General features: G+C 74.1%; 15 protein-coding genes. 6 read left to right on the top strand and 9 right to left on the bottom strand.

From position 1 onward, the window contains the following. Nucleotides 1-3: 3 nt before the first annotated feature. The 4 genes from BLS70_RS19615 to BLS70_RS19600 all read right to left on the bottom strand — a co-directional run bounded on the left by BLS70_RS19615 (nt 4) and on the right by BLS70_RS19600 (nt 2,634). Nucleotides 4-192 carry a hypothetical protein gene (locus tag BLS70_RS19615; protein ID WP_091771383.1) on the bottom strand — a complete coding sequence of 63 codons (189 nt, stop codon included), beginning with the start codon at nt 190-192 and terminating at the stop codon, nt 4-6. 50 nt (nt 193-242) lie between these two features. Continuing rightward, a complete protein-coding gene (locus tag BLS70_RS19610; RefSeq protein ID WP_091771381.1) occupies nt 243-605 on the bottom strand; it encodes a VOC family protein in 363 nt (120 codons plus the stop codon). Between the two features lie 65 nt (nt 606-670). Continuing rightward, nucleotides 671-1,348, bottom strand: a complete 678-nt coding sequence (locus BLS70_RS19605) for a response regulator (RefSeq protein WP_091771379.1) — start codon at nt 1,346-1,348, stop codon at nt 671-673. Next, entirely contained in the window at nt 1,345-2,634 is a 1,290-nt protein-coding gene (locus BLS70_RS19600; RefSeq protein ID WP_218122515.1) for a sensor histidine kinase, read from the bottom strand. Before BLS70_RS19600 ends, BLS70_RS19605 begins: the two co-directional genes overlap by 4 nt. A gap of 137 nt (nt 2,635-2,771) precedes the next feature. Here BLS70_RS19600 and BLS70_RS19595 point away from each other — a divergent pair, with 137 nt between their 5' ends. Next, a complete protein-coding gene (locus BLS70_RS19595) occupies nt 2,772-3,698 on the top strand; it encodes an ABC transporter ATP-binding protein (RefSeq protein WP_091771377.1) in 927 nt (308 codons plus the stop codon). Beyond that, complete coding sequence (locus tag BLS70_RS19590) at nt 3,695-4,486, top strand: hypothetical protein (protein ID WP_091771375.1); 792 nt, start codon at nt 3,695-3,697, stop codon at nt 4,484-4,486. Before BLS70_RS19595 ends, BLS70_RS19590 begins: the two co-directional genes overlap by 4 nt. Before the next feature lie 60 nt (nt 4,487-4,546). Here BLS70_RS19590 and BLS70_RS19585 read toward each other — a convergent pair whose 3' ends face one another. Next, nucleotides 4,547-5,155, bottom strand: coding sequence for a hypothetical protein (locus BLS70_RS19585; protein ID WP_091771373.1), 609 nt, complete (start codon nt 5,153-5,155; stop codon nt 4,547-4,549). A 531-nt stretch (nt 5,156-5,686) separates the two neighbouring features. On the opposite strand from BLS70_RS19585, the gene BLS70_RS19580 reads away from it, so the two are divergent. Further along, nucleotides 5,687-5,932, top strand: coding sequence for a hypothetical protein (locus BLS70_RS19580; RefSeq protein ID WP_091771371.1), 246 nt, complete (start codon nt 5,687-5,689; stop codon nt 5,930-5,932). A gap of 64 nt (nt 5,933-5,996) precedes the next feature. Here BLS70_RS19580 and BLS70_RS19575 read toward each other — a convergent pair whose 3' ends face one another. Next, entirely contained in the window at nt 5,997-6,398 is a 402-nt protein-coding gene (locus tag BLS70_RS19575; protein ID WP_255362603.1) for a hypothetical protein, read from the bottom strand. A gap of 165 nt (nt 6,399-6,563) precedes the next feature. Here BLS70_RS19575 and BLS70_RS19570 point away from each other — a divergent pair, with 165 nt between their 5' ends. The 3 genes from BLS70_RS19570 to BLS70_RS19560 all read left to right on the top strand — a co-directional run bounded on the left by BLS70_RS19570 (nt 6,564) and on the right by BLS70_RS19560 (nt 8,649). Then, entirely contained in the window at nt 6,564-7,340 is a 777-nt protein-coding gene (locus BLS70_RS19570; protein ID WP_176946505.1) for a glycerophosphodiester phosphodiesterase family protein, read from the top strand. Between the two features lie 37 nt (nt 7,341-7,377). Then, on the top strand, nt 7,378-8,115 hold the full coding sequence (locus tag BLS70_RS19565; protein WP_091771369.1) for a thymidine kinase: 738 nt from the start codon (nt 7,378-7,380) through the stop codon (nt 8,113-8,115). 189 nt (nt 8,116-8,304) lie between these two features. Next, nucleotides 8,305-8,649: an RNA polymerase-binding protein RbpA gene (locus BLS70_RS19560; protein ID WP_040339339.1), complete on the top strand. Its 345-nt coding sequence runs from the start codon at nt 8,305-8,307 to the stop codon at nt 8,647-8,649. 64 nt (nt 8,650-8,713) lie between these two features. Here the strand turns inward: BLS70_RS19560 and BLS70_RS19555 are convergent, their stop codons facing one another. The 3 genes from BLS70_RS19555 to BLS70_RS19545 all read right to left on the bottom strand — a co-directional run bounded on the left by BLS70_RS19555 (nt 8,714) and on the right by BLS70_RS19545 (nt 13,350). After that, entirely contained in the window at nt 8,714-9,214 is a 501-nt protein-coding gene (locus tag BLS70_RS19555; protein ID WP_091771367.1) for an FxsA family protein, read from the bottom strand. A 23-nt stretch (nt 9,215-9,237) separates the two neighbouring features. Next, the gene (gene lnt, locus BLS70_RS19550) at nt 9,238-10,857 is read right to left on the bottom strand and encodes an apolipoprotein N-acyltransferase (protein WP_255362602.1); all 1,620 of its coding nucleotides are present in this window, start codon (nt 10,855-10,857) and stop codon (nt 9,238-9,240) included. Between the two features lie 540 nt (nt 10,858-11,397). After that, a complete protein-coding gene (locus BLS70_RS19545; protein WP_091771363.1) occupies nt 11,398-13,350 on the bottom strand; it encodes a glycosyltransferase family 2 protein in 1,953 nt (650 codons plus the stop codon). Nucleotides 13,351-13,386 lie beyond the last annotated feature (36 nt).

The raw sequence follows: 13,386 nt of genomic DNA, 5'->3' as shown, positions 1-13,386 counted from the left end.
AGGTCAGTTGCCGGGCTTGACCGCTTTGCCGCGCTCCCGTTCCTCGTCGTCGGCCTCGTACGCACCAGGGACGGCGGTGGGTCCGTCGTCGGTGCCCGGCGTCACCGGCTTGCGGATCAGGTCGTCCTGGCCGTGCGTGGGGGAGCCGCCGGGCTCGGCGCGCTCGTCGGTGTCGGGCCGTGGATCAGGCACGGGTCCTCCTGCACTCGTCGTCGGAGTGCGGCTACCCGTCGTCGCCGAGGTCAAAGCTGCTGGGTGAGGTTGATCGCGTTGCCGTCGGGATCGGTGACGTGCGCGACGCGCTGGCCCCACGGCATGTCGTTCGCCCCGGACGGTGCCTGCCCGCCGAGGGCCGGCACCTGCGCCAGGGCGGCGTCGACGTCGGGCACCTCGATGCCGAGCAGGACGCGGCCCGGCACGCCGGGGGACACATCGCTGCTCGCCGACAGCCCCAGCGGGGAGTCGCCGATGCGCAGACCCAGGTAGAAGAGCGGGCCCTCCTCCGGGTACCGCTCGGCGACCTCCGCCGCGAAGAGCCGGGTGTAGAAGCGTTCCATCGCGTCGATGTCGGCGGTCACGACGATCGGGCGCACGGTGTCGGGCATCAGGCCTCCAGGCATCTCGGGTGTCGAGGTCGGTGACCTGCCCGGCGGCGCGGACTCATCGGTGCTCAGGCCAGCCCGGCGTCGTGCACCACGAGGGCCACCTGCACGCGGTTGGCCGCCTCGAGCTTGGTGAGCAGGCGGGAGACGTGCGCCTTGACCGTCGCCACGCTCATGTAGGCCTCGGCGGCAATCTGCGCGTTGGACAGCCCGCGGCCCACCGCCAGGGCCACCTCGCGCTCACGCTCGCTGAGCCGGTCGAGCAGCGCCAGCGCCGTGGCTCGCCGGACGTCGGGGCCGCCCACCGACTGCTCGACCTCGGCGACGTGGGCCATCAGCTGGCGGGTGACGGTGGGGGAGAGCATCGGTTCCCCCGCGGCGACCCGGCGCACGGCGTCCACGATCGCCGCCGGCGGGGTGTCCTTGAGCAGGAACCCGCTGGCTCCGGCGCGCAGCGCCCGCAGCACGGAGGCGTCGGCGTCGAACGTGGTGAGCACGATGACCTCCGGCCCGCCGGGCCGGGCCCGCAGCCGCTCGGTGGCGGTCAGCCCGTCGACCTGCGGCATGCGGATGTCCATGAGGACGACGTCGGGCGCGTGCGCCGCGACGGCCGCCGGCACCTCCTCGCCGTCGGCGGCCTCGCCCACGAGCACGCAGTCACCGGACCCGCCGAGCACCATGGCCAGGGCCGCCCGGACCAGCGGGTCGTCGTCCACGACCAGGACGCGTACGGCGCTCTCGCTCACCCCTGCACCGCCGGGGCCGGCCAGGGCAGCCGGGCGCGCAGCCGGAACTCGCCGTCGGCGGTCCACCCGTGCTCGAGCGAGCCACCCGCCAGCCCGACGCGCTCCACCAGGCCGATCAGACCCGTGCCCGATCCGGGCAGCGGCGCGGCGGGATCGGTGCCGACCGGTGCCGGGTTGGTCACCATCACCTCGATGCCGCTGGCCGGGTCGGCCGTCACCCGGACGCAGGCGACGGTGCCCCCGGCGTGCTTGCGGACGTTCGTCAGCGCCTCCTGGACGACCCGGTAGACCGTGCGTCCGGTGACCGCCGGCACGGCCGCCACGTCGGGCACCCGGTACTCCATGCGCACGCGCAGCCCGGCGCCGCGCGACTGCTCCACCAGGGCGGCGAGGTCGGCCAGGGTGGGCTGGGGCCGGTCGGACAGCGTGCCGTCGCCGGTGTCCCGCAGCACCCCGATGACGTCCCGCAGGTCCTCCAGCGCGCCGCGGGCGCTCGCGCGGATCACCCCGGCCGCCCGGGCCACCTCGGCGGGCGAGGCGTCCGGCCGGTACTCCAGGGCTCCGGCGTGCATGCTCAGCAGCGAGAGCCGGTGCGCGAGCACGTCATGCATCTCGCGGGCGATCCGGGTCCGCTCGAGCTGCCGCGCCTGGTCCACGCGCAGCCGCTGCTCCGACTCGGCGCGGCAGGCCCGGTCCCGCAGCGAGACGACCAACTGGCGACGGGCGCGCACGAACATGCCCCAGGCGACGACGGCGGCGGTCAGCGCCGCCCCGAGCGCCAGCGTCAGCGGCCAGGGCAGCTCGGGATCGGGGCGGAAGTGGTCGTAGACGGTGAACGCGACGAAGTTGACCGCCGCCACGAGCAGCACGGTGCGCCACGTGCGGTGCACCGCCACGGTGAACAGGGCGATGAGGCAGGCCATCCCGGCTGTGGCCGAGAAGGCGCTGACCAGGGCCAGGACGACGGCGACGCCGACCGGCCACCGTCGACGTCCCCACAGGAACAGGCAGCTGACCAGCCCGACGACGAGGTCGGCGAACACCGTGCCGTCCGACGGCGGGTCCACGCGGTTGGTCGACTCGACCAGGAGGAGGAGTCCGACACCGACGGCCGTGAGGAACAAGGAGACGTCCACGACCCAGTCGCGGACCGACCGGCGCACCGGCCGCCGCTCGTCGCCGTCGACACCGGGGGAGAGGGAGTCGGCCAGCAGCAGCGCGGGGACCAACGAGGGGTGGTCCACGCCCGGATGCGGCCCCGGCGGCGGCTGGAGGACGGTGCTCACCCCAGCAGGCTACGGACGGCGAGGTCCCGGTGACACCGACGAAGGTCTAGGACGGTGCGCGCGCCGTCGACCTTCGTCGCAGTGGTCTCGCCGTGCGGCTGACGCGGACGGCGAGGGAGTCGCGGGAGGGTGTCCCCGTGATCACCGTCGAACACCTGACCAAGCGGTACGGCGCCCAGCTCGCCGTCTCCGACGTGTCCTTCTCCTGCGCGCCCGGCACCGTGACCGGCTTCCTCGGGCCCAACGGGGCCGGCAAGTCCACCACGCTGCGCGCGGTGTGCGGCCTGACCCTGCCCACCAGCGGCACCGCCACCGTGGGCGGACGCCCCTACCGCGAGCTGCCCAACGCCGGCCGGCACGTGGGTGTCCTCCTCGACGCCGGCGCCCAGCACTCGGGCCGCACGGGCCGGGAGGCCCTCACCCTCGCGGCGCTGGTCCAAGGGGTTCCCCGGACCCGCGTGGACGAGGTGCTCGAGCACGTGGGCCTCGCCGGCAAGCCGGCCGGCAAGCGCGTGGGCAAGTACTCCCTGGGCATGCGCCAGCGGCTCGGCCTGGCCATGGCGCTGCTGGGCGACCCGCAGGTGCTGATCCTCGACGAGCCGGCCAACGGCCTGGACCCCGACGGCATCTTCTGGATGCGCGGGCTGCTGCGCGGCTTCGCCGACCGGGGCGGCACGGTGCTGCTCTCCTCGCACCTTCTCCGCGAGGTCGAGGCGGTCGCCGACCAGCTCGTGGTCATCGCCGGCGGCCGCATCGTGGCCCAGGGGAGCAGCGCGGAGCTGCTCGCGAGCACCGGCAGCCTCGTGCGGGCCCGCGACTCCGCCGCCCTCACCGCCGCGCTGACCGCCGCAGGCATCGGCGCCGTTCCCGGGCTGGCCGACGGGCTCGTGGCCGACGCCCCGGCGGAGGCGGTGGGCCTCGCCGCCGCCACCGCCGGGGTGGCGCTGCTGGAGCTCCGCCCGGCGGGGGGAGACCGGCTGGAGGAGCTGTTCCGCTCGCTGACCGGCCCGTCGGCCGGCACGTCACCCACCACCGCCACCCAGATCCAGGAGACCCGGGCATGAGCACCGCCACCATCGAGCAGCCCACGACGCCCCGGGTGGGGGAGCCGGCCGCCGCGCCCTCCCTGCTGAGGCTCACGCGCGTCGAGCTGCGGAAGAGCTACGACACCCGCGCCGGCTTCTGGCTGCTGCTGGTCGTCGCGCTGGCCTCGCTGGCCGTCGTGCTCCTGCAGCTGTTCTTCGCCGACGAGCCGGACAAGACCTTCGACATGTTCTTCGCGACGACGCAGCTGCCCGTGGGCCTGCTGCTGCCGGTCGTGGGGATCCTGCTGGTGACCAGCGAGTGGTCGCAGCGCACGGCGATGACCACCTTCGCCCTCGTGCCGGCCCGGTCCCGGGTCCTGACCGCCAAGGTGCTCGCCGGCGTCGTCCTGGGCCTGCTCGGGGTCGCGGCCGCCGCGGTCGCGTCGGCCCTGGGTGCCCTGCTCACGCCCGTGCTGACGGAGGACTCGTCGGCCTGGGGGGTCAGCGGCGCCCAGGTGGGCCAGGCCGTGCTCGTCCAGGTGATCACGATCCTCATCGGGATCGCCTTCGGCATGCTGCTGCTCAGCTCGCCGCTGGCCATCGTCCTGTACTTCGTCCTGCCGACGGTCGTGACCATCGTGTCGAACACCGTCGGCTCCCTGACCTGGATGCGCGACTGGCTCGACCTCACCACGACGACCGGGCCGATGTACGACGGGTCGCTGGACGGCCAGGGCTGGGCACAGGTGGCGACGTCGGTGGCGCTGTGGGGGCTGGCGCCCATGGTGGCCGGCTGGATCCGGATCGTGCGCAGCGAGATCGGCTGACGGCGCCCGGTCGCTCCCGGTCCGGGAGCGACCGGGCCCCGCTCCGGGACGGGGGATACGTCACCGTGACGGAATGTCGCCCGACGCCGGGACGAACAGCCACCGGGCGAAGACGGCGTCCCCGCCGAGCTCGGTTCTCCACTGCACCCAGATCCGGTAGCCGTGGGCGGTGGCCCGCAGCAGGGGAGCGCCCGCACCGGCTCGGCGTTCGTCGTAGTCACCCGAGGCGGGGATCGGACCGGGCGACTCGGGGCGGAGCGGGGCGGCCTCCACACCGGCGCCGTCCAATGCGGCGCTCACGAAGGCGAAGCGTCCGCTGGGCACCGTGATGTGGTCGCCCGGCTCCGCGGCGTCGTCCGGCTGCGCGAGGGCGGCCGCCACGGCGGTGGGGTAGTCGCCACCCGAGACCTGCAGCACGGCGACGGCGTCGTCGTCGGCCCGGAAGACCTCCAGCCAGCCCTCGTCGGCGACCTCGGCGTCGGTGAGGACGACGGCGGCCCGGCCGGCGCCCACCGGGATGCTGCTGAGCTCGTAGTCGAGGTTCGGCACGAGCTGTTCGTAGTGACCGCCCGTCTCGCCGGACCAGTCGGGCAGCAGGTCGCCGTCGAGGGCGAGGAACGGCTCGCCGTTGCTCCAGCAGCGGCCGACGTGGGTCCAGGTGCGCGCCATGCGGCCATCGTTCCCCAGCGGTCCGGGAGGGGGCGGACGGCGCTCAGGGCGGGGTCGCGCTCCGCTAGTTGACATAATGTGCATTATCGGCGCAATGGCAGGGAGCGTCGAGAGGGGTGCTCAGCGCTCCAGGCGCTCACACCGACGTCGCCGCCCGGCTCTACGTTGGCTCCATGCAGGTCGACGACGCCGCGGCGTTCCGCCGTCCGACGCGCATGTCCGTCCCCAGGTGTCGTGCACGCACGTCGGATGCCGCCCGTCCCGGGTCGGCGTCCGACCCGTCGTCCGGACGCCGGTCGCCGGCGGCATGACCCGCTCCACAGGCCGTCGACTCCCCCATGAGTTGATCTTGTTCCTACGAGCCGGACCCGACCCCGGGGCGCCGCGTGGCCGCCTGTGACGACCTGTCATCCCCGGGTGACCAGGCTCCCCCGTCCAGCCACACCCACCGCATTGCGTAACAGTGACGAAATGACGGGTACTCGGCTGCTTCGACGGGCGGTCCGCACCAGGTCTTCGTAGGCTCGAGCCATGCAACTTCGACGACCGCTCGCCGCGCTCCTGACCGCTCTGGCGCTCTTCGGCGGCGGCGCCACGATGACCGCGTGCTCGGGCTCGGACCCAACGACGCCGAACGAGGGCACGACGGACGACGACAGCGAGAACACCAGTGGTAACGACCCGGGCGGCGACGAGCAGGACAACGTGCCGAACAACAGCGACCCGGACCCGGGCAACGAGGAAGACCAGAACGACGACTCGACCGACCCGGACTGACCGCCGGGTGAGCGTTGGGCCCGCGTGACCCCGGCGGCCGGTACCGGGCGACCGGTGCCGGCCGTCAGCCGCGTTCGGTGACCCAGAGCCGGTCCAGCCGACCCGTCGAGTGGACGAGGTCGGACAGCGAGCGCTCGAGCTCGGCCTTGGTCGGCTTCTCGGTCAGGAGCGTCTGCACGTCCTCCAGGGCGCAGCGCAGCTGGTACAGCCGGTCCTGCAGCCCGTCGAGCTCGGCGCGCGAGACCAGGACGACGTCGGCCGGCAGTCCTGCCTTGGCGGTGGCGGAGCGCTGCTCGTAGGCGCGCTGCCGGCACGCCTGGCCGCAGTACAGGCGCGGGCGGCCGACCGAGCCCTGCTCGGGCAGGACGCGGCGGCACCACCCGCACCGGCGGGCCTCGCCGCTCCCCCGGTTGGGCGCGGGGGAGATGGGGCCGTGCGTCACTGTGCCGGTCGCGTGCTGTGCCACGTCTCGGCACGCTAGACGTCACCGGCGACAGGACCTGCGGAACACGCCAGGAACGCGATCGATCCGCGATGAAGGAGCCTGACCGGCGGTCACGTGGCGGTGGGCACGGCGTGCCGCGACAGGGTGCCCGCAGCGGCGACCGGGGCGGCTGACTAGCGTGTCGCTGTGGTCCCCGCGCGGTTCGCCTACCTCGACGCGCCGACGCCTCTCGCCATGGCTCATCGCGGCGGTGCGATCGAGCACCTGGAGAACACCCTCCCGGCGTTCCAGGCCTGCGTTGACCTGGGGTACCGGTACCTCGAGACCGACGTCCAGATCACCGCCGACGGCACCCTCGTGGCCTTCCACGACGCCACGTTGGAGCGGGTCACCGACCGCACCGGGCGCGTGGACGCGATGCACTGGTCGGAGCTGTCCCAGGCCCGCATCGGCGGCCGCGAGCCCATCGTGCGGCTGGAGGACCTGCTCGGCGCCTGGCCGGACGTCCGGTTCAACCTGGACATCAAGGCCGCCGGGGTCCTGGCACCCCTGGTGCGCCTGGTGAACCGGATGGGCGTGGCCGACCGAATCTGCCTCGGCTCGTTCTCCGACGCGCGCATCGCCGCGGCCCGCCGGCTGTTCGGTCCCACCGTGTGCACCTCGCTGGGCCCACGTGGCGTGGCGGCGCTGCGGTTGTCCTCCTACTCCCCCCGGGCGGCCGGTCTCGTGCGCATCCAGGCCGGTTGCGCCCAGGTGCCGCTCCAGCTCGGCGGCCGGGCCCTGGTCGACGAGCGCTTCCTGGCCGCCGCCCACGCCCGCGGCCTGCAGGTGCACGTGTGGACCGTCGACGACCCGGACGAGGCGCGCGCGATGCTCGACCTCGGCGTCGACGGCATCATGACCGACCGACCGGCGATGCTGCGCGAGGTCCTGGAGGAGCGCGGTCTGTGGGCCTCGCGATGACCCCGCTCCTGCCCGGCACGGCCGCCGTCGTCCTGCGGTGAGCGTCGTCGACCCGCTGCCGGTGGCCGGTCCGTCCGCGGTCCCCGCGTCCGGGGACCGGCGGCGTCACCCCGCGCCGGCGCACCTGCGCTTCTTCCACGGCCCCATGGACTGCGGCAAGTCCACGCTCGCCCTCCAGGTCGACCACAACCAGAGCAGGCAGGGCAGGCACGGGCTGCTGGTCACCCAGGGCGACCGGTCGGCGGCCCCCCAGATCAGCTCGCGCGTGGGGCTGTGCCGGGCCGCGATCGAGATCGACGGGGGAACCGACCTCCGGCTGCTCGTCCGCGAGCGCTGGGCCGCCGGCGGCCGCGTCGACTACGTGATCGTCGACGAGGCGCAGTTCCTCACCGACCGGCAGGTCGACCAGCTCGCCGAGCTCGTCGACGAGTTCCACGTCGACGTCTACGCCTTCGGCCTGACCACCGACTTCCGCACCCAGCTGTTCCCCGGCACCCGGCGCCTGCTGGAGGTCGCCGACGACGTCCAGCGGGTGCAGGTGGAGGTGCTGTGCTGGTGCGGCCTGCCGGGCCTGCTCAACGCCCGCGTGGTCGACGGCGTCATGGTGCGCGCGGGCGAGACCGTCGTCGTGGCCGACACCGCGCCGGCCCAGCTGCCCGGCCAGGAGCCCGGCTCCTCCCCCGCCGTGCGCTACCAGGTCCTGTGCCGCCGACACCACGTGCGGGGTCAGCTGGGCCCCACGGCGGCCGGTCCGGGGCAGCTCGCGCTGCCCTGAGCCGCCGGGCTCACCCTCCCGAGGGGTGGCAGAGGGCCCGAACCTCCCCCCATGCGATGATGGGCAACCGATTCGGCGGAATCTCTTCGCCAATTCTGTCGTTCATCTCTGTGACTCCTCGGTTCGTGGGTACGTCCCGTGCACCGGCGTCGAGTCCAACCGACACCACGTACGAGAGGACGGTGTGCAATGGGCGAGCGTTCCTTGCGCGGCAGCCGACTGGGCAGCGTCAGCTACGAGACCGAACGGAACACCGCGCCCATCGAGCGCCAGTACGCCGAGTACCGGTGCCCGTCGGGCCACCTGTTCACGGTGCCCTTCGCCGATGACGCCGAGCTCCCCGACACGTGGGAGTGCAAGTTCGACGGCGCCGCGGCGAAGCTGGTGGGCGGCTCCGAGCCGGCTCCCAAGAAGGTCAAGCCGCCGCGCACCCACTGGGACATGCTGCTCGAGCGTCGTTCCGTCGAGGACCTCGAGGAGGTCCTCGCCGAGCGCCTCGAGGTGCTGCGCGGCCGGCGGACCCGCGCCAGCTGACGACCACGCACGCAGAACGGCCCCGGTGGATCCCACCGGGGCCGTTCTGCGTGCTGGGGGCGGGTCAGACGAGCGGGCGCCCGTCCGGGCCGCGCAGCACCTCGCCCTCGATGACCAGGGGCGCCGTCGGTGCGTGGTCCCGACGCGGCATCTCCGCGGTGCGGACGCTGTCGACGCGGACCGGGGGACGCAGTCCGACCGGCAGCCGCGAGACGATCAGCCGACCCAGCGCGGCCCGCACCAGTGACCGGGTGCCCGGCAGCAGGCACAGCAGACCGAGGACGTCGCCGATGAAGCCGGGCAGCACCATGAGCACGCCACCCGCGGCCACCAGCCCGGCGTCGCCCAGTTCGCGACCCGCGCCCGCGCGACGGGTGCGCGCGCTCTCCCGCAGCTCGCTCAGCGCGCGGGTGCCCTGACGGGCCAGCAGCACCCACCCCAGCACGCTCGTGGCCAGGGCGAGGAGCACGGTGAGCCCGGCGCCGATCCACCCGGCCACGAGCACGAACACGACGACCTCGGCCAGGGCGAGGAGACCGGCGGCGATGCGTATGCGACGTCCCACGGTTGTTCCAACGCTCGGGACGGTCACCTTGCTCCCGGGCCCGTCCCGGAGTTCCTGCGCTGCCTGACCGCCGCTGCCAGCGCCAGGAGTCCCACCGCGGTGAGCACCCACTCCGGCCCCGCGCCCACGCGGCTCGCCAGGCTGCGGGAGTCGCGCTGCGCGATCTCCTCCACGAAGACGTCGGGGGTGAACAGCTGGGACGACCGCACGACGGTGCCGTCCGGCGCCACGATCGCCGAGATCCCGCTCGTCGCGGCCACGGCGACGCTGCGGCCGTGTTCCACGGCCCGGAGCCGGCTCATCGCCAGCTGCTGCTCGCTCTCGGCGGTGTACCCGAAGGTGGCGTTGTTGGTCTGGACGACGAGCATGCCGGCCCCGGCGACGTCGCCGACCAAACCGTCGTAGACCACCTCGAAGCAGATGAGGTCGCCGATGCGGGTGTCCCCGATCTCGAGCAGGCCTGCCTCCTCCCCCGCCCGCTGATCGGTGACCCGGTCGACCTGGTCGCTGAAGAAGCGGAAGAAGCTCCGCGCCGGGACGTACTCGCCCAGCGGTACGGGGTGCCGCTTCACGTAGGTGTCGCCCGGGCCGTCCTCGGGGTCCCAGACGATGGCGGTGTTGCTGATGAACCGTCCCGGGCCCTGCACGACGGCGCCGACCAGGATGGGCGCGTCGATGGCCCGGGCGGCACGCTGGATCTGCCCGGCGGCGTCGTCGTTGAGGTAGGGGTCGATGTCGGAGCTGTTCTCGGGCCAGAGGACGACGTCCGGGCGCGGCTGGTCGCCGGCCGCCACGGCGTCGGCCAGCTCGAGGGTGCGCTGCACGTGGTTGTCCAGGACCGCCCGGCGCTGGGCGTTGAAGTCCAGCCCTGCCCGCGGCACGTCGCCCTGGATGACCGCGACGGTCGACGTCGGCCCGCCCTCGGTGAGCGATGCGCCCGGCAGCGGCAGCCAGGCCACCGCCCCGACGAGCGGGATCGCGACGAGCCCAGCGAGGGCGCCGACGAGCGGACGTGCAGCGGCCCGTCGTGCCGGCCGCTCCGAGCGGAGCACGCGGTGCAGGGCCAGCACGGCCGCGGCCAGCAGCGTGCCCAGGAGGGCCACGGCGAAGCTGACCAGGGGCACTCCCCCGTAGGCCGCGAGGGCCAGGAGCGGGCCGTCGGTCTGGCTGAAGCCCAGCCGGCCCCAGGGGAACCCGCCCAGGATGAGCCGCCCGCGCAGCGCCTCGTCCGCCACCCACAGCGCGGCCGCCCAGAGGGGCCACCACCGCAGGCGGGACGTCAGTGCGGTGGCCGCGCCCAGGAGGGCCAGGTGCAGTGCCTCGAACACCGCGAGCGCCAGCCAGGGCAGGGGGCCCACGTAGATGCCGGTCCAGCTCAGCAGCGGGACGAAGAAGGCCAGGCCCGTCACGAGGCCGAGCCACAGGCCACCTCGGGCGCTGCGGCCGTGCACCGCGAGCGCCAGCGCTGCCGGGCCGAGCACGGCCAGCGGGACCAGGGCGGGTCCGGGGAAGGCCAGCATCATCGCCAGTCCCCCGGCGACCGCGAGCAGCGTGCGCCACGGCAGGCGGTCCGCGAGACGGCGGGTCGCGGGCTGCTCGGTCCCGGGGGCGGGAGGGAGCAGCGTGCCCGGTGCTGTGGCCACGCTCGTCCTCCCGGGAACCGTCGGCCCGGACGGCAGGGTCTCCCCCGCCACCGGTTCGCGCCCCGGTCCGGTCGGACGGGGGGTCGGGACCGCCGCACTCGCCGCTGCGGCCCTGACCCAGCATCCCATCCCGGCTGAGCCGGGGGCCGCACACGTCGCGCAGGCCCCCGAGGCGCCGGAGAGGTCCCGCGACCGGAGATGCGCCGGCGGACCGCCCGCCGCGGTTCCGCGTCTTCGGGCCGGCCGGCCGCGCGCTGGCTGCGTGCGGCTCGACCGTTGTCTGATGACGCGGATCTCGGGGGCTCCGCCGGTGTCGCCGGACGTTCCCCCGGGTCTCACGCCGGGCCCCACGCCCTGGATCGCACGGCCGGCGCGGACGCGCCGTCCGTGCCGGCCGGGGGGCCCGCACGCTCGATCCGGGGAGGCACGTCTCGGTGCTCCCGGTGAGGAACTGCAGGGACTGTAAGAACAGTCCGCGGCCGATCAGGTACCTACGGTGAAGCTGAGAGTCACTGTGACCGGATCGTTACCAGGAGGGGCTCAGGCGGCCTGCGGCTCCCGCACGCGCTGCCGCTGCCCCGGGAGCATGCTGCGGCCCAGCTGGGCCGGCGTGACGAGGCCCTCCTCGATGGCGAGGTCGCCCAGCGGCAGCCAGCCCTCCTCGCGGGTCGCCTGCAGGTCGAGCAGGTGGCGCAGCTGACCCTCGGTGATGACGCCCCGGGCCACGAGGACCTCGCCGATGCGACGCGCCGGCACCACCGGACGCCGGCTCTCCGCCCGGATCGGCAGCCTGTGCAGCGCCCCCACGACGGAGACGTGCACCAGCGCGGCCAGGCTGACCAGCACGGTGAGCGCAGCCCAGACGTAGAGGGCCGGGTACCGGTGCCCGAGGAGCAGGCCGGCAGCCATGGCCGCGAGGGCCACGCCCGCCCACAGCAGGTGGGGCCGGAACGTGCGCCAGGTGTCCCGGGTGGCGGCACTGCCCTTGGCGGTGACCACGTAGACCAGCGGACGGCCGGCGAGCTGCGCCGCGGCGGCCGCCACGTAGACGGGCGCGGTGATCAGGTCGAGGGCCAGGCCGGCCAGTCCCCAGGACCGGCGCTCGTGGTCGACGAGGTTGAACTGCCGCATGCCGAAGCAGAAGGCCAGCCCGAGACCCATGTTGGCGGCGAACAGGACGCTCCACAGCTGCAGCGGGAGGTGGGTCGCTGTAACTCCGCCCACGAGGTACAGGGCGGAGAGCAGGACGCCGCCCACCCACGTCAGCGCCGTCGTCGGGTAGTGGCTCTGCAGGGCGACGAAGGATCGGCGCTGCTGCGCGCTGGCCATCCGCGGCAGCACCACGGGCGAGTGCTCCCGGGCGATCTGCCAGATCCCGTACGCCCAGCGCTTCTGCTGGCTGAAGAAGTCGGAGTAGGTGGCCGGGCCCTCCCCCACGGCGACGACGTCGGGCGTGTACACGCCCTTCCACGTCCGCCCGGTGCGGGGGTTCACGCTCGCGTAGAGGGCCATGGATGTCAGGTGGTCCTCGATGATGCTGTCCTGGTAGCCGCCGATCTGCCGGAAGGCGGCGGGCCGGTACAGGTGGTTGGTGCCGATCAGCAGGGGCGCGTCGTGACCGTTGCCGCCGCGTTGGATGACGCCGTGGAAGAGGTAGGCCAGCTCGGCCGCACCCCGGGCGACGAAGGACTCGGTGAGGTTGCCGTAGACCTGCGGCGCCACCACGAAGGCCACGTCCGGATCCGCGAAGTACCCGAGGGTCCGCTCCAGGAAGTTCGGGAACGGGACGTGGTCGGGGTCCATCTGCGCGACGACGTCGTACTCCAGCTCGTGGTCGACCCGCCAGGAGTTGTGGTTCCCGTGCTTCGTCCGTGCCCGGAAGGGGCCGCTGGGCTGGTTCCACTCCGGGCGGCCCTTGCGGCTGAAATGCCGCACGCCGATCTCCTCGCAGCGGCGCCGGACCTCGGGGTCGTCGCCCTCGTCCAGCAGCCAGACGTCGAGGACGCCGTCGTGACGGATCCGCCGCATGGCCCGGAGGGTGGCCATCACGAGTTCCACCGGCTCCTTGCCGGGGACGATCGTCGTGAGGACGGCGACCCGCAGGCCAGGCATGGGGCGCATGGGGACCGGGTCGAGGGCCCGGCCCGCGTGGTAGGTGATCGTCCAGGTCCGCACCGCGGTGGTCAGCTGGAGAGTGACCATGACGAGCACCCCGAGCACGGCCACGGCGTCGGACACCGGGTGCCCGCCCAGCAGCGGCAGGTGGCCGGGCAGCAGGACCACGACGGTGAGCGCGACGGCGACGAGGACGTGCGACCAGCCGAGGAGCAGGACGCCGCGGCGCTGGCGCGGGGTCATGGCCTCCCGGTAGCGGACCACGTCCGCGGTCGGCTCCAGCGGGCCGGTGAGCTCCGTGGCGGTCCGCCCGTAGAGCCGGCCGCCCTCACGACGGTCCGGGCCGGTGAACGGCGGGGAGGCGTCGGTTGCGGTCACGGTTCGACTCTGCGGCCTCCACCCGGGCGCGGGCAC

It is taken from the genome of Blastococcus aurantiacus, assembly GCF_900102425.1.
In the GTDB taxonomy this organism is placed as follows: domain Bacteria; phylum Actinomycetota; class Actinomycetes; order Mycobacteriales; family Geodermatophilaceae; genus Blastococcus; species Blastococcus aurantiacus.
This window is presented reverse-complemented; position numbering and strand designations above follow the sequence as displayed.